Here is a 20,390-nt window from a genome sequence, read left to right as displayed (position 1 = left end):
GCACAGATCACCGACCAGATGCTCGATGAGCGCGACGAGCGGGCCGGTGCACATCGTCCACCGGATCCGGTCGAGCCGTATCCGCGACCGCGCTTCTCAGAGACAGCGCCCCCGACGGGCTTCCCGAGGCCTTGTCCGGTCTGCGCGTCAACCCCGGTCTCAGCTGGCTCATACCCCTCTTCCCCGGGGCCGCATGAGGCAGCTGACGGCACCGAGAACGAGGCACGATTCCTCGGCCCCTCGCGGACGCGGTCGTGGACGGTCGACGTACGCGTCAGGTGTCCCGAAGACCGACCGCCAGCGTCAGTTCGAGGACCCGTTGTGGCGATGCGAGATCCGGAAACAGCTCCCGCACCTGCGACATCCGGTACCGGACTGTCTGGGGATGGATGAACAACGCCGCCGCCACCTCGTCCCGCCTGCCCTGGTGCAGCAGCCACGCCCGCAACGTCTCCTCCAGCCGCCGCGCGGTCGCGACAGGCAAGGTCCGCAACGGTGCGAGGGCCCGGGCACGCAGGTCTGCGAACGCGTCCACGTCGGCGCTCAGCACCAGCTCGGGCAGGTGGTCCTCGGTGTCGCGAATATCAGAGGAGAGCAAGCGCGCGCGCATGGCTCGTGCGTACGAGGCGGACGCACGCGTCCATGGCCTGGCCGGGCCGACCACAGCGGTGCGGTCGGTCAGCTGCCGCAAGAGATGTGATCGGTCGGCATCGGGGACGAGCAGCACACCGGTGGCATCCGGCAGATCGTCGAGGACGAGGGTGCTCGGGTCGAGCGCGCGGTAGGCGGGCCGGGCCTGGGCCGCGGGCAGCAGGACCGCGGTCAGCGAAACCGGAGGCTGCCACCCGGCCCGTTGAACAGAGGCCAGCAGCAGGTCCGGGCTCGCGCCGGCGAGGAGGTCGCGGGCCAGGTGTTCCAGGTGGCGCTCCTGGTCCCTGCCTCGGGCGGCCAGCTCGTCGGCGTGGCCCGCGGCGCTCGCGGCGGAGAGCTCGTCGATGTAGGCGAAGGTCAGCTCGGCGAACTTGGCGACCTCGGCGGCGGGAAGACCTGCGGGTACGGCACCCGCTGCCAGGCATCGCCAGGCCACGCGGGCGCCGACACGATAGGCGCTGAGCAGGGCGTCCATCGAACGGCCGTCGCGCACCTCGCCGCGGCCCAGCTCATAGGCGGCGTCACCGGCGTCGCCGCCTGTGGCGTTCCCGCTCGCGAGGTCCAGGTAGTGCCCCAGGGCGGTGCGGACGGCTCGGCGGATGGTGGCGCCCATGTGGCCCGAAAGGGCGTTGGCGTAGGGAGGGACCTCGTCGATGATCGCCTGGACGACCTCGTCGGCGGTGCTCTTCAGCGCGGCCCGAAGTGCGGTGACCGTCGTCTCGTCCAGGGCCAGTTCGCTGGCCCTTCGGATTGCATGGCTCACGTTTCTATTCCCTGCGAACAATTCAACCAGCCAGATTTACGTCCTGCGGTCAGGACTTTACGCGTTGAGGCGCAGCAAGCTGGTGTCATGACGAGTACAGCCCTCCGCAGCAGGGCGTGGAAACTGCTGGAGATGGTCACGACGCCGCTGCTGCCGTCGGACTACCTCGACCTGGTCAGCCCGCTGCGAGCGGGCGCTGACCTGCGGGGGCGCATCGAGTCCGTGCACCCCGAGACGGGCGACGCCGCGACCATCGTGATCAGACCGGGACGGGGCTGGCGCGGCCACACAGCCGGTCAGTACGTGCGGATCGGGGTCGACGTCGACGGAGTGCGCCTGTGGCGTGCCTACTCCCTCACTTCGCCGACAAACCGCCAGGACGGCCGCGTCACGATCACCGTGAAGGCGATCCCGGACGGCAAGGTCAGCAACCACCTGGTCCGCAGGGCGAAACCAGGCACGCTGATCCAGCTCGATCATGCAACCGGTGACTTCGTGCTGCCGCAGGCCAAGCCCGCCAAGGTGCTCTACCTGACGGCCGGCAGCGGCATCACGCCCGTGATGGGCATGCTGCGCGACACCGAGTTCGACGACGTCGTCATGGTCCACTCCGCACCACAGCCGCAAGACGTGATCTTCCGCAAGGAACTGCACGACCTGGTCGCGGCCAAGAAGCTGCGGCTCACCGAGCTGCACACCGACACCGACGGCATGCTCGACATCGCCCGTCTCGACGAACTCGTGCCCGACTGGGCCGAGCGCGAGACCTGGGCCTGCGGGCCCGCAGGCCTGCTCGACGCCGCCGAAAAGCACTGGACCGAGCACGGCGTCCCAGAGCGCCTGCACACCGAACGCTTCCGCCCCAGCATCGTCGTCGCCGGCGACGGCGGCGAAGTCACGTTCAGCACCACCGGCAAGACCGTCGACGCGGACGGCGCCACGCCGTTGCTGGACATCGGCGAGGAGGCCGGCGTGCTCATGCCCTCCGGGTGCCGCATGGGCATCTGCTTCGGCTGCGTCACGCCGCTCAAGACGGGCGCCGTCCGGGACCTGCGCACCGGCGAGATCACCGAGGCCGAGCCGGGCGTCCTCATCCAGACCTGCGTGTCCGCCGCCGCGGGCCCCTGCGACATCGAACGGTAGGAGCACCTTGACCGCCATCGACCCCACCGCCCACCTGACCGCGGAGCAGATCGAGGAGCTCGGCCGCGAGCTGGACGCGATCCGCGACGAGGTGATCGCCGGCCGCGGCGAGAAAGACGCCGCCTACATCCGTAAGGTCATCTCGGCGCAGCGCAAGCTCGAGCTGGTCAGCAGGGGCGTGCTGCTGTTCTCGATCTTCCCGCCCGCGTGGCTGCTCGGCACCGCCGGGCTGTCCGTGGCGAAGATCATGGACAATATGGAGATCGGCCACAACATCCTGCACGGCCAGTGGGACTGGATGCGGGACCCGAAGATCCACTCCACCACCTGGGAGTGGGATCACGTCTCGCCGTCCGAGCAGTGGAAGCACTCGCACAACGAACTGCACCACACGTACACCAACGTGATCGGCAAGGACAACGACCTCGGCTACGGCATCATGCGCGTCGACGAGGACCAGAAGTGGCACCCGTTCCACCTCGGCCAGCCGCTGTGGAACTTCCTCAACGCCTGCTTCTTCGAGTACGGCATCGCAGCGTACGACCTGGAGCTCGGCAAGAACCTGAACAAGCGCCGCCGCAAGAACCCGGAGTTCCGCGAGCGGGCCAGGGCCGTGGGCCGCAAGATCCGCAAGCAGGTGCTCAAGGACTACGTGATCCACCCGCTGCTGTCGGGCCCGTCCTTCCTCCCCACGCTCGCCGCCACGTTCACCGCGAACCTGGTCCGCAACATCTGGTCCCACTCGGTGATCATGTGCGGGCACTTCCCCGAGGGGGTACAGGTCTTCGAGCGCCGTTCGATCAAGGGCGAGACGCGCGGCCAGTGGTACCTGCGCCAGATGATGGGCTCGGCGAACATCAGCGGCAGCAAGGCCATGCACTTCATGACCGGCAACCTGTCGCACCAGATCGAACACCACCTGTTCCCGGACCTTCCGAGCAACCGGTACGCCGAGGTCGCGGTGAAGGTGCGCGCGCTGTTCGAGAAGTACGAGCTGGAGTACGTCACCGGCCCGCTGCCCAAGCAGGTCTTCTCCGCATGGCGCAAGGTCGTCCGGCTCTCGCTGCCGAACAAGAAGCCCAAGGTCAACACGCCGGACCGCGAGCGGGAGCTCGTCGCCGCCTGATTCCCGGTATCGGTTCGACCTCCCGTACGACACCGGAACCGGGGCAGCCTCATTCTGAAACGATCAGTATGAGGCGTGCGGGAACGGCGTCACCGACGCCCCGGTCGCCGAGACCGGGGTCGGCGTTCGGGGAGCGCCGGCCACGGCGCTCAGGGGTCTCATGAGGCGTACGCGCAGGCCGTCCGGAGAATGTCCGCCGGGTACCTGACCGGCCGGCCGGACTGCGCCTACGCTGTCGCCGGAGCCGTTCCAGCGGTCATCCCCCGTACCGCTGGGACGGCTTCGACGCGTTCGGCGGACCCGCCTGCCATCTTCCGCTGCAGGACCGGGGTGATGGCCCGGTCCTGCGCGCAGACGACGTAGGTGGAGAGAGCGTGCTTCCAGCTGTGACGCTCTGGGATGCCTCGTCCGCAACCGGGCGCCTGCGCGCGCAGCAGGCCAACCGCCCAGGCGACGAGAGGTTCGGGGCAGTCGCCGTAGAGCGTGTGGGCAGCCATGTTGGGGTGCAGGCTGGTCGAGCCGTCGGTCTCAGCGTTGATGGCGTCCTGGAGCTGCGGGGACGCGCCACCCAGACCGGCTGCGCTCTCGCCGACATCCGGCACGAAGGCCGCCAGATAGACCAGGTGTCCCACCCCGCGCAGCCCAGTGATCACCGACCCGCCGTAGGAGTGACCGAGCACAATCGGAGGTTCCGGTAGCGAGTCGATGACGGCCTGGACCACGGCTGTGTCAGCGGGCAATGAGCCCCGGTGGAGCTCGGGAACGACGACCTCGGTTCCTGCGGTCCGCAGGCGTTCCGCCACCCGAGCGAAGTGTTCGGGACGGTGATACAGGCCATGAACGAGCACCACGGCGGCCAATACGCACGCCTCCTCGGGTCGGTATCAGTCGAGTGCCGGTCAGCCGTATCGTCGCAGCAGTCCGTCCACGTACGCCTCCAGTCGTTCTCGCAGCACCCCGGACGTCAGATCGTCTCGCCCGAGTTCACGCCACGGTCCGGCCAGCTTCGCCGCGTCGGGGCAGTAGTGCAGGGCGTCGATCAGCCGCCAGTACAAGTGATCGGAGTTGTCGGCGAGGTCGCGGCCGCCGTGTGCCTCGTACCGTTCGCGGAACTCCAGCCCGTATGCCGGCCCGTGCAGCAGCGCGAGCGCGGTCGAGCAGTGCGCCACGTCCAGGTCGGCAGGTCCCCACGAGGTCTCGACCCAGTCCACGACACCGGTGATCCGCAGCTTGGGCCCGGCTCCGGTGAAGAGCACGTTCCCGGGGTGGAAGTCGCGGTGCAGGAAGCAGCCTTCGTACGGTGGGGGGTCGCGCCGGATCACCTCGACGGCCCGCTCCCACAGGGGACCGTCCGGAGTGCGGGCGCGCTCCGGGGACGTCCACGCCTGGTACGTGCGCGGTCTTTCGGTTGGTACGACGTCGTGGACGCGGACGAGCTGGGCCGCGAGCAGGTCCAGGCGCCGGTCGAGGTCATCCTCGTCCACGCGGACGCGGCCGGGCAGCGCGGACATCAGCAGGGTCGGGTGGTCGCAGTGTTCGGCCGTGGCGTCCACTGCGACGAACCTGGGAGCCGGGATGCCTTCCTGCCCGGCGAGCAGCGTCAGGACGGACGCCTCGCGGGCCAGCAGCCCGGGCCCGTGGTGGCGGAAGAACGGCTTCACGAAGGTCCGTTGCACCAGGGCCGCGCCGTCGTCGAGCGTGAGCCGGCGCATCTGGGAGCTCCAACCACCGGACAGCCGACGGGAATCCGCGACCGAGCGGCCGTGGCCGAGCTGCTTGGCCACCCACGCACGCGTGGCCGTCCAGCCACGGTCGTCGAGGCCGGTCAGCACCGCCTCCACGAACTCCCGTCGGTCCTCGCCGTGATCGCGGAACCACATCCCCAGCTGGTGCTGCGCGTCCGACAGGTCGAGCCGCGTGTACTGGGCGCTGGCTGCCAGCGCATCCTGTACGGACTCGGTCACCGCGGGCGGGATCACCGTGTCCGTGCCCGGTACGGCGAGCACCGCCCGGCCCTCGTAGGCCCGCAGCACCTGAAGCGCGGGCGCCTCCCGCCAGCTGTCCGGCCGCCGGATGATCCCGCTGAACCGGCCCTCTCCTTGCTCGAAGGGCACGTCCCACGCCTCGGCGGCATATACGGCGGGCGCGCACAGCCCCAGCGCCGCCACTCGACCCCCGTAGTGCCGGACGAGATCGGCCACCGTCTGCCCGCTCATACTGAACCCCACCAGGACCAGTGGCCCGTCCACCCCCGCGTACGCGTCGATCACCGAGACGGCCTGCTCGAAACGTCGCCGCAGACTCAACTCACCGCGGTTTCCTGTGCTTTCGCCGTGCCCGGAGAAGTCGAAGGCGACCCCGCGACAGCCCTGGGCCACGAACTCACGCACCAGCGGACGCAGTCGCTCCATGCTGCTGGCGCCCGCGCCGTGCAGCACCACAGCGGTGGCCCCGGACAGATCACCGCCGTACACGCCGTTGAGCCGTTCACCGTCGTGGTCGTGCGTGAAGTCGAAGAGCATGTCCCCTATTCACTCACGCCGTGGCCTCCGTCTTTTCGAGAGCGGTACCGCCGGCATCCGACCCTGATCTGCGGTCTTGGAGCGGCAGCTGTATTCGTGCCGTTCTCAAGCTCGGCGTCCGCCTGCTTATGTCCCGCCTGGCGTGCTGCTGCCGCCTGCCAGCACCCCGGGCCGGATGCGATCGTCAGGGTCGGTTCTGATCGGCGTCAATGTCGGTGGCCCGGTACCGCTCGAACACCGCGGGGTTGCCGCCCGGTTCTTCGAGCCCTCGCATGTACTCGTCCTCGTCGACGTCCGTGTACGCACTCGGGTCCCACATGATCCGTCGCATGAAGTACGTCCAGAAGGCGCCCTCCCGGCCGACGATCAGCAGTTCGGGGTGGTGCGGCAGGCCGAACAACGCCCGATGCCAGCCAGTACGGGGATCCTCGGCGGCGAGCGGCCCGAGGTCGGGGACCGGGAGGCCGGGCAGTCTCGTCTCCTGGAAGACGAGTTGGACGATCTTCGGGCGGTGGAAGGCCGCCACGGCGTAGGAAACGGCCGCACCCCAGTCCTCGCCCACCACGCGGTATCGGTCGTGTCCCAGAGCTGTCATGAGCGCCGCGATGTCGGCGGCCAGGGTCCACGTGTCTTACCCGGTCGCCGGACGTCCGGAGCCGCCGAATCCCCGCATATCCACCGCGACGACCGTGTAGTGCGGTGTGAGCAACGGGGTGACGTGGCGCCAGAAGTACATGGTTTTCGGCACGCCGTGGAGCAGGACGACCGGGTCGCCACTGCCGCCCGTCGCATAGTGCAGATCAACCCCGTTGCCCCGTGGTCTGCCGTGGGCGAGCGGGACGCCGATGTGATCCGCCATCCTCAGCGCTCCGGATCTCGTCATCGCCGCCTCCTCGTATCCGGTTCCCGGCGGCACCAATAGCGCCGACCGGCCACATTCCACACCTGTCGACATTTCGCTGGCACTGGGGAGCCACCCCGGTTCGAGTGCGCGCCGACCGGTACTGAGCTGTCCCGACAAGACGGGGTCAGACCATTCGGAAGAGCGCATCCATGGGCACCGGGCTGCTGTTGTTTCGTCATCACAGGACTCTGCTCACCGGGCACCGAATGCAGAATGAGCTTCCACCCGGGTGACGAATGGTTGGAGAGCGGCTCAGATCGTCGCCGGGCCGGTGTTCGAGCTCGACCTCGTTCTGCAGGGTGCCGGTCTGCAGTGCGTTGGTGAGGTTGTTCCAGAAGCCGGAGAGCCGGGCGTTGGCCATCTCGAGGGTGCGGCCCACGTACGACGGCTTGGCCCGGTCCAGGAACACGTCCGCAGCGGGGGTGTTGCGGTAGTTGCCGTCCGCGTCGCGGGTCAGCAGGTTCAGCGATACCAGGGTGTCGAGGAAGTCCGCGGAGGACCTGGGGTGCAGGCCCACCTCGGCCATCAGGGACACGCGGTCACGTCTGCCGTTCCCCAGCACGGTGAAGATTCCCAACTCCACCGCGCGCAGGAGTGTCTTGGAGGCCATGAAGCCCGGGCCGAGTTGAAGAAGCTGCTCAGGGGTGATCGGGTCTTGGAGCGACATGTTTGTCTCCACATGGCGCCCGAGACGGTCGCATCGGGGGCCGGAAGGAGCCGGTCGCCTGGTTCCCAGACGACCGCCGTCGGCAGTACGGGTGGGGAGTCGCCGACCGGCCGGATGCGAGGTGTCGGCATCCGGCCGGTCGGCGTTTCAGTCAGTCCCCAGGGAAGCAACGCAGGTCCTCGGCCGGCGGCCGGGGAAGTCGGAGCTGGGAGTGGGCAGCGATGATCCGCCGGGTCCACAGGTTACTTGCCCAGGAAGGCCAGCAGAGCGGCGTTGACCTCCTCGGCGTGCGTCCACAGCAGACCGTGCGGGGCGCCCTCGATCTCGACGTACTCGGCCGAGGGCAGCAGCGCGTGGAAGGGCCGCCCGGTGGCGTCGATCGGCAGGGTCCGGTCGGACGTGCCGTGCAGGATCAGCGTCGGTACGTCGATCTTGGCGACGTCGGCGCGGAAGTCGGTGATCCAGGTCGGCACGCAGGCCACCGACGCGTAGGCCGACGCGCCCGCTGCCACATTCCAGCTGGCCCGCACATTCTCTTCGCTGATCCGGTTGCCCAGGGTCTCGTCGAGGTTGTAGAACGCCTCGTAGAAGCCGGTGAAGTAGGCATAGCGGTCCTTCGTGACCCGCCTCCAGGATGCCGTCGAAGACGGACCGGTCGACGCCGTCCGGGTTGTCGTCGGTCTTGAGCAGAAAGGGTTCGAGGGAGGCCAGGAAGGCGGCCTTGGCTACGCGCTGCGAGCCGTACGTCCCCAGGTAACGGCCGACTTCCCCCGTACCCATGGAGAACCCGACGAGTACCGCGTCTGCGAGGTCCAGTTCGGACAGCAGTGTGTCGAGATCGGCGGCGAAGCTGTCGTAGTCGTAGCCCCTGGTCGGTTGCGACGACCGGCCGAAGCCGCGCCGGTCGTAGGTGATGACCCGGTGGCCCGCGTCGAGCAGGGCCGGGAGTTGCTTCTCCCAGGAGTGGCCGTCCAGTGGGTAGCCGTGGATCAGCACGATGGGCCGCCCGCTCCCGTGGTCCTCGTAATACAGGTCGATGTCGGTGGAGTTCTCCTGGCCTACGGTGATGTACGGCATGTCAGTTTCCCTTCGCGGATTGGTGGAGCGCCGGTGATGTCGGGTCAGGTCGTGGCGCGGGCGGCTGCCTCGATGACGCGCGCGGTGACGTCGGGGTGCGAGACGAGGATCGCGTGCGAGGCACCTCGGATCATCTCGGTGTGGGAACCCGCACGAAGCGCCATGGCCTGCTCGGCAGCCGGCGGGATGGCGCGGTCGGCGCCTGCGACCAGGAACCAGGAGGGTAGGGACTTCCATGCCGGCGTGCTGCTGGGTTCCGCGAGCGCGGCCAGCGCCACCGGCCGTTGCCCGGCCGCCATCAGCCGGGCCTTGCCGGCCGGCACGTCGGCGGCGAAGACCTGCCGGAAATCAGCGGGGTTGACGTAGGCGTCCTGCCCACCCGGGAACGGCCGGACCGTCAGCGCCGGCGAGAGCCGGCTGCCCGGGTACTTTCCGAGGATCGCCGGGCCGGACTCGCCCTGATCGGGAGCGAACGCGGCGATGTACACGAGGCCTTTGACGTTGGGGTGACCGACCGCGGCGTCGGTGCTGTCCACGCGGAATATCCCCCTGGATGCCGGTGTACCACGCGAACGGCACACCCTGGAGCGCCTTGCGGTCATGGATCCGCTTGCGCCCCGGATACCGGAACCGCCGCTCGTGCTTTGACAACAGCGGCTCGACCACCGCCCGCAACTCGTCGCTGACCTCCCACGGCTTCCGCCGCGCCATGGTCACACCCCGCAGGTGATCACATACACCTCCACGGTGCCGTAAAAGGTTCATTCTGCAAGGACCCTTTAGACGAAACTTGGGCGCCCAGCGCCTCCCGCAGCTCGCCCCGGCGCCGTATGCCCAACTTCTTGTACGTGCTGGTCAGATGGGTCTCCACGGTGCGGCGGGCCAGGTGCAGCAGTCCGGCGATCTCCGGGTTGGTGCGGCCGTCGGCGGCGAGCTGGGCGATGCGCAGCTCGCTGCCGGTCAGGGCGCCCGAGCCGGTGCGGGCGAGGGCGGGGCGGCGGGCGCCGCCCTCGCGCAGGGCCTGCTCGGCGAGCGTCCGCAGGCGTAACGCGCCGAGCCGTTCGGCGCGTTCGGCCGCTTCCCGCAGGCACTCGCGGGCCCGCGCACGTTCCCCGGCGGCGGTCAACTGGCGGCCCTGCGCGAGCAGGGCGGCCACCAGCTCCGGTTCCGTCGCGGCCGGGGCGTCCCGCAGCAGTCGTACGGCCTGCTCCGCCAGTTCCAGACCCCGGCGGCCGCCCGTGACCGTGCCCAGGGCGCGCAGGGCGCGGCCCACCACGCGGGGTGTGCCCCACTGCCGGGCCAGCCGCAGTTCGTCCTCGGCCAGTTCGAGCGCCTGCCGGGGGTCCCCGAGGGCGAGGCTGCACTCGGCGGCGGCCGTGCGCCACGGCGTGACGACGGGGCTGTGCACGTCGCGGGCGGACTGGCGGCGGCCGCACTCCAGGAAATCGTGCAGCGCCCCCGCCGGGTCGCCGTCGGCGGCCCGCTGTATCCCCCGCGCGTACAGGAACCGGTTCAGCTCCCAGGAGTCGGGCGCCTCGCGCAGGTCGAAGCCGTCCGCGAGGCGCCGCGCCTCGGCCCTGCGGCCGCTCTCCACGACGGCGACGAGGGTGTGGGCGTGCTCGTTGGAGGGCCCGGTGTCGGGCAGCAGAGGCGGCTCGGCCGGCAGCCGCCCGTACTCGCCGCGGGCCGCCGCGATGTCGGCGCGTGTGTTGAGCAGGGCCTGGTGCATCGGGTGCAGCAGGCCGGGGTGCTGGCCGGCCAGCCCGCGCTCCACGAGCCGCTGCGCTTCGTCGAGTTCGTCGGCCCACTGGGCGATCGCGGCCGCCGTGCCCACCAGGAACGGCTCGGTCAGCGGGTCCGCCGGTTCGGCCAGCAGCGTGCGCACCCGCTGCATCGCCTCGACGGCCGAGGTCAGTCCGGCCGTGGCGGCGTGGCGCACCAGCAGGGCGCGGGTGGCCGGACCGATCAGTTCCGGTGTGTCCTCGGCCGTGGCCGTGAGCCGGCGGTAGACCTCCCGGCGGACCGTCTGATCCTGGTCGGACAGCAGGGCGGACGCACTGTGCAGGGGGGCGGCGAGGTCGGGGTGGCCGGTGAGCTGCGCGGCCGTCGCGCGCAACACCTCCACCGCCGCGCGGGGACTGCCGCGCCCGGCGAGTGCGGTGCCCAGGGCCATCGCGGCGCGTACCCGGTCCTGCGGGGTGCCCGGCAGTCCCAGCGCCTCGGTCAGCCGCGGGATGCCCTCCGAGGAGCCGCGGCCGGCCGCCTCCAGGGAGCCCAGTTCGGTCAGCAGCCGCTGGCGGCGTTCATCGGGCAGCGGTTCGTCGAGGCTGCGGCGCAGATACGCCACGGCGTCGTCGGTGCGGCCGCCGCGCAGGGCGACGGCGGCGGCGTCTTTCAGCACCGACGCGGCCCACGGGGCGTGCCCCGGGTCGGACAGCAACAGCTGCCGGGCGACCGTCTCGGTGGGGGCGCCGCTGTGCAGCATGGCCTGCGCGGCGGCCCGGCGGGCGGCACGGCGCCGGGCCTCGGGCACACCGGTGAGCACCGCGTCCCGCAGCAGGGCGTGGGCGTAGCGCGGCCGCCCGGCCGGGTCGGTGCGCAGCAGGCCGAGCCCGGTCATGGCGGTGAGCCAGCCGGTCACCCGCGCAGAATCGGCACCCGCCAGCTCGGCGAGCAGTGCGCCGAGGTGCTCCATGGTCCGGCCCATGGCGCCGCTGTCCCGGTCCCACCCCTCGTCGAGGGCGGCGAGGGCGTGGGCCACCTCGGTCGTGCCGGGGCCGCCGCTGTCCAGCCACCAGGCGACGGCAGCCTGGTACGCGCCTGGGTACAGGGCGGCGGACGTCTCGGGGACAGCCGGGTGGCGGGTGGCGCCACCCAGGTCTCCCAGGAGGGCCCGCAGCAGTAAGGGGCTGCCCGCGCCGGCCAGGACGGAGTCGCTGACCCAGGCGGCGGGTGCATGCGGGAACTCGGCCCGCACCATTTCGGCCGCCGCGACGGCGGTGAGTGGGGCGAGCGTGTGGGTGCGGACGAGGGCGGGCGGGAGGGTGTGGCTGAAGCCCGGGGCGGGTGGGTCGATGTCGTACTGGCTGCGTTCGGTGACGGCCAGCAGGACCGGCATGGCCTGGAGGTCCGCGTGCCGGGCGGTCTCCACCAACCAGCGATAGAAAGGCGCGTCGGCAAGGTGGACGTCGTCCACGGCGAACAGCACCGGTGACTCCTCGGCGTGTCCGCGCAGCACTTGGCACAGCAGCGTGCCGGTTTCCCGCTCACTCCCACACGGTGCCGCCTCGGGCTGCTCTGATTGCGTTAATCGCCACAGCAGTTGGCGTACGGCGGCGAAGGGCGTCGCGGAGTCGCCGGGGGCGCAGCGGACGCGCAGCACCCGCATCCCGCGCGCGGCGGCCGACTCCGCGGCGGCCTCCAGGACCGTGGTGCGGCCGGTGCCGGTGGCCCCGCGCAGCAGCACCAGGCCACCGGCGCCTGCCCGGGCGCGAGCGGCCGCGTCCGCCAACAGCAAGGCGGCCGCCCGGTGTTCACGCGGCTGATCGGGCGGCACTTCGGACATCCGTTCCTCCTTGTTCGGACATCACGTGTAACGCGTTCGAGGACCAACCGGCCGACCGACAGTGGTGTGACAAGTCCCACCGCGCAAAAATCGCGCCACCGGTGAACCCGGACAGCCCGGGCGCCCTCGTGGTGCCGTGCCGCCGTTCTCGTGGTACTGCTCGTGGTGCTCCACGATTGCCTTCGCCCCAACGGCCACAGGAGTGTGAACACCACACGCCTGTCACCGGCTTCTCAGAGGTGGCCGGCACGTGGACTTGGGGAAACGCTTGCTCAGCTCATCGCAGACCACACGTTCCGGGATGTCCGGCGCACCGGAGCGGGTACCCGTGGCGGTTCACGCCCTCGACCCGATCCTGCGCGAGGGAGCGACCGGACAGTTGCGCCGGTACCCGGAGATCGAACTCCGTGAGGAGAACGCCTCGGGCCCCGGCACGGTAGCGCTGCTCGTCGACGACGTGCTGGACGAGGCCGCGCTGACCCGGCTGCGCCGTCTGGTGCGCAGCGAGGGGGCGCGGGCCGTACTGGTCGTCAGCTCGCTCAGAGAAAGCGAACTGCTCGAGGTCATCGAGTGCGGGGTCGGCGCCATCGTGTGGCGCCACGAGGCCACCGCGACCCGTCTGGTGCAGGCCGTGCTCGCGGCCGCGCGCGGCGACGGGGATCTGCCCGCCGATCTGCTGGGCCGGCTGATCGGGCAGGTGGGCGCGCTGCACCGCAGTGCCGCCGGCCGCAGCGGCGGCCCGTCCTCGGGCCTGACCCCCCGGGAGGTGGACGTGCTGCGCCTGGTCGCCGAGGGGCTCGACACCGCAGAGATCGCTGGCAAGTTGTCCTACTCCGAACGCACGGTCAAGAACGTGATCCACGGGATGACCACGCGGCTGCACCTGCGCAACCGAGCACACGCGGTCGCGTACGCCCTGCGGGAAGGCTACATCTGACCGAAAGGGCAGCAGCCCGCTTCGCCCTCTCGGGCAACCAGGTGTGCCCCTACGTCGTCCCCTGCGTACCTGCGGACGGCCCGAGCGGAGGCCAGGATCGGAGTACGGCGGCAGGTTTCGAGCGGTGCCGGACACCGCGGGGCGGGAGCAAGACGGTGATCCACGAGGTGGACGAGGTCCTCAAGGGCCTGCTCGGCGGCGGTGCACTGGCGGGCTCAGGCATCGACATCGCGTTCGACGCCCCGACCCGTGACTGGGCCGCCCGCCGCAACTCCCCCACCATCAACGCCTACTTGTACGACATCCGTGAGGACGTCAACCGCCGTCAGCGGGGGCACATGCCGGTGCACGACGAGCGGGACGTCGTCGTCAAGCGGCGTCAGCCGCCGCGCTGGTTCCGGCTGTCGTACCTGGTGACGGCGTGGACGAAGCAGCCCCAGGACGAACACCGGCTGCTGTCCGCCGTGCTGGCCACCCTGATCCCGCGCGAGCTGATCGCCCCCACAGAACTCCCCGGCGCGCTCGGCGAGTTGGGGCTGACCGTGCCGCTGTCGGTCGCCGGCATCCAGACGGAGTCCCGGTCGCTGGCGGAAATCTGGTCCGCCCTCGGTGGCGAACTCAAGCCCTCCCTCGACCTCGTGGTCACCGCGCCCTTCCCGGCCTATCCGGAGTACGACGCCGGCCCGCCCGTCACCGAGGGCGCCGCGGTCCGCCTCCGCACCCTGGACGACACGACGCCGGTCACGGGGGAACGCGCCCACCGGCCTGCGCAGGTGGCGGCGGCACGGGAGGCCCGCACGGCAGGCAGGGCAGCGGGGCCGCGAACATGACGACGCGCACACCGGTGCACGGGACGACGGAGTCCGGCGACCCCGCCGATGCCCTCGTCACCCGCCTGCACGCCCTGCGGGACCGCGTCGCCCAGCTCGTGGAGCAGCGCGCCGCGGACGATCCCACGGCCTCCGATCCACTGCGCGGCCTGTACCTCTCCGAGGAGGCTGTACGGCATCTGCTGCGGCCGGTCCAGCCGGCCCGTCCGGCCCCCGCCGTCCTCGACAGGCAGCCACAGGACCGGCTGGCACAGCTGTCCGCGCGGCTCGGGCTGACCGAACTCGACGCCGCGCTGCTGCTCATCGCCCTCGCCCCCGACCTGGACCGCGCCTTCGAGCCGCTGTACGGCTATCTCAACGACGACGTCAGCCGCCGCCGGGCCACCGTCGCGCTCGCCCTCGACCTGCTCGGCGCCCCCCTGCACTCGCCGGGCGCCCGGGCCCGGTTCCACCCCAAGGCCCCGCTGTCCCGGCTCGGGCTGCTGAGCGTGGAGGAACCCGAACGTCCTTTCCCCAGCCGCTCGTTACGCGTCCCGGACCGGCTCGCCTCCCACCTGCTCGGCGACGACACGCCCGACGCGGCCCTCGCCGGGCACGTCCACCCGCTGACCGCGCCGCCTCGGCCGTACGACCGACAAGAGCCCTTCCCGGACGGCGAGTTCGGCCACCTCGTGCACCGGCTGGCCGCCCACCTCACCGCCGGGACCCCGCTCGCCGTCTACCTCCGCGAGCGCCGCGAGGGCGACGGCCTGGCCTGCGCCGCCGCGGCCCTGCACCTCGCAGGGATCCCAGCCCTGCGTTTCACCGGCGCCGAAGACCGCGTCCCCGACCTGCTTCGGGAGGCCCGGCTGAGCGGTGCGGCCGTCGTCGCCCCCGGCCTTCCCGACCAACCAGCCCAGCTCGTACGGACGTTGACTGCGGCCACGGACGTGCCCGTGCTGATCAGTGCGCCCCGCCCGTACGACCCTCACTGGTGCGACCAGGACCCGCTCACCCTGGACGTGCCCGCGCAGCACGCGGGCGCGCTGCAGGCCTGGTCGGCCGCGCTCGACGAGGAGCCCGACTTCGACCTGGCCGCCACGATCGCCCCGTACCACCTCCCCGGCGACCGCATCGCCCGCGCCGCGCACACGGCCCGCAACCTCGCCCGCTTCGACGGCACCCGGCTCTCCCCCGCCCATGTGCGCCTCGCCGCCCGTCAGCAGTCCGCCTCCGGTCTCGAACAGCACGCCCGCCGGATCCGCCCGGCCGTCGACTGGAGCGACCTGGTCCTGCCCGAACGCCCCCTCACCCAGTTGCACGAACTCGCCCTGCGCGCCCGCCACCGGGACCGGGTCCTCGGCGACTGGCGGCTCAGCGCGGGCGGCGGCCGGGGCCGCGGCGTTCTCGGCCTGTTCGCGGGCGAGTCCGGCACCGGCAAGACACTGAGCGCGGAGGTCGTGGCCGCCGAACTGGGCCTGGACCTCTACGTGGTCCAACTGTCGTCGGTGGTCGACAAGTACGTCGGCGAGACCGAGAAGAACCTCGAGCGCATCTTCACCGAAGCCGACCGGACCGACGCCGTGCTCCTCTTCGACGAGGCCGACGCCGTCTTCGGCAAACGGTCCGAGGTGAAGGACTCGCACGACCGGTACGCCAACATGGAGAGCGCCTATCTCCTGCAGCGGCTGGAGTCCTTCGACGGGATCGCCCTGCTCACCACCAATCTGCGCGCCAACATCGACGAGGCCTTCACCCGGCGCCTGGACCTGGTGGTCGACTTCCCCTTCCCGGACGCCGGACAGCGCCTGGCGCTGTGGCGTCACAGCCTGTCCCACGTACCGTGCGCGGACGACCTCCAATTCCAGCCGGTCGCCGCCGACTTCGAACTCGCCGGCGGTTCGATCCGCAGCGCCGTGGTGACCGCCGCCTACCTCGCCGCCGGCCGGGGCGACCACGTCACCTCGGCCGATCTGCTGGAGGGCGCCCGCCGCGAGTACCGCAAGGCGGGCCGGCTGGTGCCGGGCGAGGGCGCCTGGTAGCGCCTCGCCCTGCTTGGACATCAGCCCTGCTTGGGGGTACAGGGTGAGGTTGGCGTCGTTGCGGATCTGGAAGAGGGGGCGGCGGCCGCCGGGTCCACCGCCGCCGCGTTCCCGCAACCGCACACGCGTACTGCCACCCGGGTCCACGGTCGCGGAGGCGGGTGGCAGAAACTCCACGGAGTCAGGCGATCACACCGTCAGCTTGATGGCCTCGATCCAGCGGGAGTTGTCGAAGGAGCCGGCGGTGTTGAGGTCGGGGCGGGCGTTGTTGCAGGACTGGTCGTGCCAGTCCTGGTCGCGGACCTTGACCACGTTGCACGCCTGGCCGGAGCCAATGTTCCAGGTGAAGGTCACCAGGTACGGGGCGTCCTTCTTGGTGCTGCCGATGTAGTTGTCCTTGCCGTCCGCCTTGATGGCGGTCCATTCCGGCAGCCACTTGCCCTGGCCGTTGGTCGACTGGTCGTCGTGCACCATTGCGGTGCCGGCGGAGCCCTGGACGCCGTACACCGCCACATTGAGGGCCTTGATCGACCTGGCCTGGCCGACCGTGCCGGCGACGGTGCCGTCACATACCGGTATCTGCCAGCCCTTGCCGTCGACGAAGGCGCGGTAGCAGACGTGCCGCCCGCTGGGGTCGCTGGCGGCCAGGCGGTTCACGGCGGTCGCCGCGGTGTCCGCCTTCGGCTTGGCGGTCGCCGTGGCCTGCCCCCCTCCGCCCCCGCCCGCCCCGGCCGTCGCGCCGGTGTCGGCGGGGGGCGGTGCGCTGGTGTTGGTCGGGGCGGGCGGCAGGGGCGCCGACGAGGACGCCGAAGGGCTGGGGGCCAGCGTGGCGCCCGCCTCGACGGTCTTCTCGGTGGCACCGCTGGCGACGGCGGGCTTGTAGGCGATCCACAGCATCACGAAGGTGATCGCGAGGGCCACGAACACCCCGAGGAAGGTGGCCAGCCAGCGCGGCAGGAACCCGCGCTGGACATAAGTCCCCTCCACAGCAAGGGGATCGACACCGGAACGCAGCACATTGAGCGTGTACGGCCGCTGCTCCTTCGACCCGAACCAGATGATCTGCCGCGGCTTCAGCGTCGTCCTCACGAACGCCGCCCGACCCGGCTCGATCTGCACATTGCTCGGATACAGGTCGTACGACAACTGATCCCCGTTGTCGCTGCCGCTGACCGACGCCGTCAGCCGGGTATTGCCCAGATTGTCGACCGCCAGCCGCGGCCGCCCCCGAAACCGTCCCTTCACGGTCGGCGGCACCAACTCGGCCCGCACCTCCGTGAACGGAGTGATCGTCAGATTCCCCTCGGGAACCGTCGTCGCCTCCGGATGCTCGGTCGGCGTGATCCGCACCGCATACGGATTCGGACCCGCCACCGCATCCGGCGTACGCGGCGGAGCGAAGATCAGCTCCACCGTGCCGGTCGTACCGGGAAAGAGCCGCAAGGACGGCGGCTCGACCCTCGTCCACGGCGCGACCGGACCGACCGGTTCGAAACGGTACTCGTCAACCACATCACCGGTGTTGCGCAACCGCAGCCGCACACGCGTACTACCACCCGGGTCCACGGTCGCGGAGGCGGGTTCCAGAGAAGTCCACAGGCTCACTCTCACGACGCTAGCCCGGCAGTGGGCGCGGATCAGCGGACCGCCGGGCAGACTTGGCGGCACAAGGGGGCCGGGGATGTCTGCCCTTGGGGACCTTCCACGCGGCCGCGCGGTCGGCCCCCGCCGGGGTCAGCTCGTGTCCATGGCGTCGGCACCACCCGGCGCCACGGCCGCGACGGCGGGCCCGGGCGTCCCCGACACGATCTGGGCCAGGACCTGATCCGCCACGTCCTTGGGCAGCGTCTTGAGATTGGCCTTGCGCACCTCGTCCAGGATCGACTTGAAGGCCGGCCAGATCTGGGCAGGCTCCGTGATCTTCCTGGTCAGCCAGCGGAACTCCGTGGGGATGCCCTTCTGCCCGCCCAGGTGCGGTTCGAGCTGCTTGTTCGGCTCGTCCGGCTTGTCGATGCTCTTGCCGGTGTTCAGGACGTCCGGCTCCTCCTCGTCGTCGATCATCAGCGAGAGCAGTTCGTAGGTCGCCTCGACCGGGTTCTGGCCCTTCTCGCCGTAGACGGGCGACCGGTCGTGGTTCAGGCCCTTTCCGAGCGGCTTGAGGAATTCCAGCCAGAAGCCGACGTTGGTCTCCTGGACGTTGCTGTGCAGCCACCCGGCAAGTTCCATCAACACGTCCTTGCCGAACTTGCGGTCCCGGAGGGAATCCGTGCCCGCCTGATGGACGAGGTTCCAGTCCGTCAGCTTGACCAGGTGCGAGACGGCGTTCTTCTCGGTGGACCCATCGCCGATCTCGGTCTGCATCATCGCGTTGCCGATCGCGTAGGACGCGGCGATCGACAGGAAGCCGGTCATCGCCTCCCGGTCGCCCTCACCGAGATCCGGCAGGAGCGCCGGGACGATCTTCTCGCGGATGGCGCCGGACGCCGAGGCCACCGCCCTCGCCGCGTGCGTCCACGCCTGACCGGTGTGGGAGCTGCGCTGCTCCGTGCCCTGCTGCGCTTCGTAGATCGAAGACATGCCGGAAGGAAGGATCCCGGCGGTCGCCTGAATGTACATGCTGAAGGTCACGTGCTTCTGGAAGGTCTGGATGGCGCTCTGCAGTTCCGGGTTCCGGAAGAGCTCGGGTCCGAGCCATGCCTCCAGTTCCGCGAGCGGGATCCCGGTACCGGCGCCCGCGGCGCCGGGAATGGGCATGACACCGTGTGTCGCTCCCGACTGGACGATCGCCTGGGCATGGTTGCCCATCTGATCGGCCAGGGCCTTGAACTGGTGGTCCGAGCCCGGCGCCATCTCGTCCAGCGCGCTGGTGACGTATTCCAGGTTGCTGATCTCCTTGTACTTGCCGTCGACCACCGGCTCCCCGTCGGACGTCTGCAGATCCTCCAGCGCCTCGTAGATCAGTTCGCCCGCTCTCTGCAGCACGTTGTGGTCGGCCTTGACCACCATCTGCGACCCGCTCATGACGACCTTGTCGTAGTCGAACCCGCCATGGAAGAACGCCCCCAGCGCCGGCGCGGGCTGCCTGCCCTCCACCGGATTCAGTCCGGCGGTGGACGCCGGTCCGAAGCTGGGCGCGCTCAGCTCCACCTCGAAGCCGACCAGCCGCTGCACGGGGTGTCCGGCGCCCGGCGCATCGCTGTGCGGGGCCGCGTGCGCCTGTGCGTGTCCTTCGGCCGGTTCCCTCGCCCGGTCCGGTGACGCCTCCTGACCCGTGGACGCCCCCTGGTCACCGGTTCCGTCCGCCGCTGCGGTGCGCTGCACCGGAGCCGGCCGGCTCATCACCTGCCGGGCCTTGTCCTCCGCGTGCCGCTCGCCGGAGTCGCCCTGGCGGGACATGCTGACCCCGGAACCGTCGTCGGTGCCCGGGACCGGGCCGGCCTGCTGGTCCTGGAAGTGGGTCAGCTCGTGGGCCCAGTCCTCCTTCGACAAAGGTTCGGCGACGACCACGTGTGGCCAGGTGGTGTACGCCTTCGCCTGGACCTGCACCGCCGACTCCCGGGCCAGGGCGTCCCGGTGAACGCGCACCCCGCTGAAGTCGGCACCGTCGAATCGGGCCTCCATCTCGGACTGCAGCTGCGGGTCCATGCGCTCGCCCGGTGTGCGTCGCACCTCGTGCACCAGCGAGCGCTGCACCGCCGGGCCGTGCTCGCAGCCGGGCCCGTGCTCGTGACGTTCCCGCTGCACGGCGTGGGTCACGGCCGCGTTGCCCGCGAGGCGCTGAAGGTCCAGCATTCGCTGCGCCTGGGTGCCCGGCTGGACGGGACGGCGTACCGCCTGCTGTTCGTCGGTCTTCCGGGCGCGGGTCTCATGGGAATGCACGGCGCTCCTCTCGATGGTGCACGGCCGGTGCTGATTCGCCGCGACGGCCCGAAGTGTCCTGGTGGCAGGGCCGGTCGGGGGCGGTTCGCCCGGCGCGCACGCGTCAGCCGCACCAGCCTTACCGGACGGGGCCGCCCGGCGGGAGGTCCGTCAGGGCAGACGCAGGGGCAGACCTGACGGGCGACGGGACACGAGGGTTCCTCCGACTGCCCTTGTGGGCAAGGGCGTTGCCCCCGGTCCGGCACCGGGGGACGTTTCGGTCGCCGCCCCGCGCGCGTGAGGCTGTGAGGAGTTCCTGTCTCGTA

General features: G+C 70.8%; 13 protein-coding genes and 3 pseudogenes. 5 read left to right on the top strand and 11 right to left on the bottom strand.

All coding sequences use genetic code 11. The features are described from left to right. Positions 1–274 precede the first annotated feature (274 nt). Positions 275–1,414 carry a PucR family transcriptional regulator gene (locus tag OG841_RS45790; protein ID WP_371570216.1) on the bottom strand — a complete coding sequence of 380 codons (1,140 nt, stop codon included), beginning with the start codon at positions 1,412–1,414 and terminating at the stop codon, positions 275–277. 87 nt (positions 1,415–1,501) lie between these two features. Here OG841_RS45790 and OG841_RS45785 point away from each other — a divergent pair, with 87 nt between their 5' ends. Both OG841_RS45785 and OG841_RS45780 read left to right on the top strand, forming a co-directional pair. Next, the gene (locus tag OG841_RS45785) at positions 1,502–2,557 is read left to right on the top strand and encodes a ferredoxin reductase (protein WP_328635927.1); all 1,056 of its coding nucleotides are present in this window, start codon (positions 1,502–1,504) and stop codon (positions 2,555–2,557) included. A 7-nt stretch (positions 2,558–2,564) separates the two neighbouring features. Beyond that, a complete protein-coding gene (locus OG841_RS45780) occupies positions 2,565–3,683 on the top strand; it encodes a fatty acid desaturase family protein (protein ID WP_371570213.1) in 1,119 nt (372 codons plus the stop codon). A 227-nt stretch (positions 3,684–3,910) separates the two neighbouring features. Here the strand turns inward: OG841_RS45780 and OG841_RS45775 are convergent, their stop codons facing one another. The 8 genes and pseudogenes from OG841_RS45775 to OG841_RS45740 form a co-directional block, all read right to left on the bottom strand. Further along, positions 3,911–4,543, bottom strand: coding sequence for an alpha/beta hydrolase (locus tag OG841_RS45775; protein ID WP_365123120.1), 633 nt, complete (start codon positions 4,541–4,543; stop codon positions 3,911–3,913). A 39-nt stretch (positions 4,544–4,582) separates the two neighbouring features. Next, positions 4,583–6,205 (bottom strand): alpha/beta fold hydrolase, encoded by a 1,623-nt coding sequence (locus tag OG841_RS45770; RefSeq protein WP_371570210.1) that lies wholly within the window; start codon positions 6,203–6,205, stop codon positions 4,583–4,585. A gap of 184 nt (positions 6,206–6,389) precedes the next feature. Continuing rightward, positions 6,390–7,064, bottom strand: a pseudogene (locus OG841_RS45765) (alpha/beta fold hydrolase). Positions 7,065–7,287: 223 nt separating this feature from the next. Continuing rightward, the gene (locus OG841_RS45760; RefSeq protein WP_371570208.1) at positions 7,288–7,776 is read right to left on the bottom strand and encodes a methyltransferase family protein; all 489 of its coding nucleotides are present in this window, start codon (positions 7,774–7,776) and stop codon (positions 7,288–7,290) included. 242 nt (positions 7,777–8,018) lie between these two features. Then, a pseudogene (locus tag OG841_RS45755) lies at positions 8,019–8,853 on the bottom strand (alpha/beta fold hydrolase). Positions 8,854–8,897: 44 nt separating this feature from the next. Next, positions 8,898–9,389: an alpha/beta fold hydrolase gene (locus OG841_RS45750; protein WP_371570205.1), complete on the bottom strand. Its 492-nt coding sequence runs from the start codon at positions 9,387–9,389 to the stop codon at positions 8,898–8,900. A 13-nt stretch (positions 9,390–9,402) separates the two neighbouring features. After that, a pseudogene (locus OG841_RS45745) lies at positions 9,403–9,564 on the bottom strand (transposase); the annotation flags it as partial. A 19-nt stretch (positions 9,565–9,583) separates the two neighbouring features. Continuing rightward, positions 9,584–12,418, bottom strand: coding sequence for a helix-turn-helix transcriptional regulator (locus OG841_RS45740; RefSeq protein WP_371570202.1), 2,835 nt, complete (start codon positions 12,416–12,418; stop codon positions 9,584–9,586). Positions 12,419–12,719: 301 nt separating this feature from the next. Between OG841_RS45740 and OG841_RS45735 the strand changes: the two genes are divergently transcribed. The 3 genes from OG841_RS45735 (at position 12,720) to OG841_RS45725 (ending at position 16,206) form a co-directional block, all read left to right on the top strand. Further along, on the top strand, positions 12,720–13,355 hold the full coding sequence (locus OG841_RS45735; protein WP_328635934.1) for a helix-turn-helix transcriptional regulator: 636 nt from the start codon (positions 12,720–12,722) through the stop codon (positions 13,353–13,355). A 155-nt stretch (positions 13,356–13,510) separates the two neighbouring features. After that, positions 13,511–14,185 (top strand): DUF4255 domain-containing protein, encoded by a 675-nt coding sequence (locus OG841_RS45730; protein WP_328635935.1) that lies wholly within the window; start codon positions 13,511–13,513, stop codon positions 14,183–14,185. Then, a complete protein-coding gene (locus OG841_RS45725) occupies positions 14,182–16,206 on the top strand; it encodes an ATP-binding protein (protein ID WP_371570199.1) in 2,025 nt (674 codons plus the stop codon). The genes OG841_RS45730 and OG841_RS45725 overlap by 4 nt, the downstream gene beginning before the upstream one ends. A gap of 189 nt (positions 16,207–16,395) precedes the next feature. Here OG841_RS45725 and OG841_RS45720 read toward each other — a convergent pair whose 3' ends face one another. Then, on the bottom strand, positions 16,396–17,811 hold the full coding sequence (locus tag OG841_RS45720; protein ID WP_328635937.1) for a hydrolase: 1,416 nt from the start codon (positions 17,809–17,811) through the stop codon (positions 16,396–16,398). A gap of 129 nt (positions 17,812–17,940) precedes the next feature. Further along, a complete protein-coding gene (locus tag OG841_RS45715; RefSeq protein WP_371570196.1) occupies positions 17,941–20,085 on the bottom strand; it encodes an eCIS core domain-containing protein in 2,145 nt (714 codons plus the stop codon). Between the last annotated feature and the right edge of the window lie 305 nt (positions 20,086–20,390).

Origin of the sequence: Streptomyces canus, from assembly GCF_041435015.1 — a bacterium.
Taxonomy (GTDB): Bacteria; Actinomycetota; Actinomycetes; order Streptomycetales; family Streptomycetaceae; genus Streptomyces; species Streptomyces canus_G.
Note: the sequence above shows the minus strand (reverse complement) of the source record. Positions and strands in the feature narration are given on the sequence as shown.

Bases quoted from the DNA above. Each gene is read 5' to 3' on its own strand.
- OG841_RS45785 (WP_328635927.1), top strand. From the start codon at position 1,502: ATGACGAGTACAGCCCTCCGCAGCAGGGCGTGGAAACTGCTGGAGATG.
- OG841_RS45770 (WP_371570210.1), bottom strand. From the start codon at position 6,205: ATGCTCTTCGACTTCACGCACGACCACGACGGTGAACGGCTCAACGGC.
- OG841_RS45760 (WP_371570208.1), bottom strand. From the start codon at position 7,776: ATGTCGCTCCAAGACCCGATCACCCCTGAGCAGCTTCTTCAACTCGGC.
- OG841_RS45740 (WP_371570202.1), bottom strand. From the start codon at position 12,418: ATGTCCGAAGTGCCGCCCGATCAGCCGCGTGAACACCGGGCGGCCGCC.
- OG841_RS45735 (WP_328635934.1), top strand. From the start codon at position 12,720: ATGTCCGGCGCACCGGAGCGGGTACCCGTGGCGGTTCACGCCCTCGAC.
- OG841_RS45725 (WP_371570199.1), top strand. From the start codon at position 14,182: ATGACGACGCGCACACCGGTGCACGGGACGACGGAGTCCGGCGACCCC.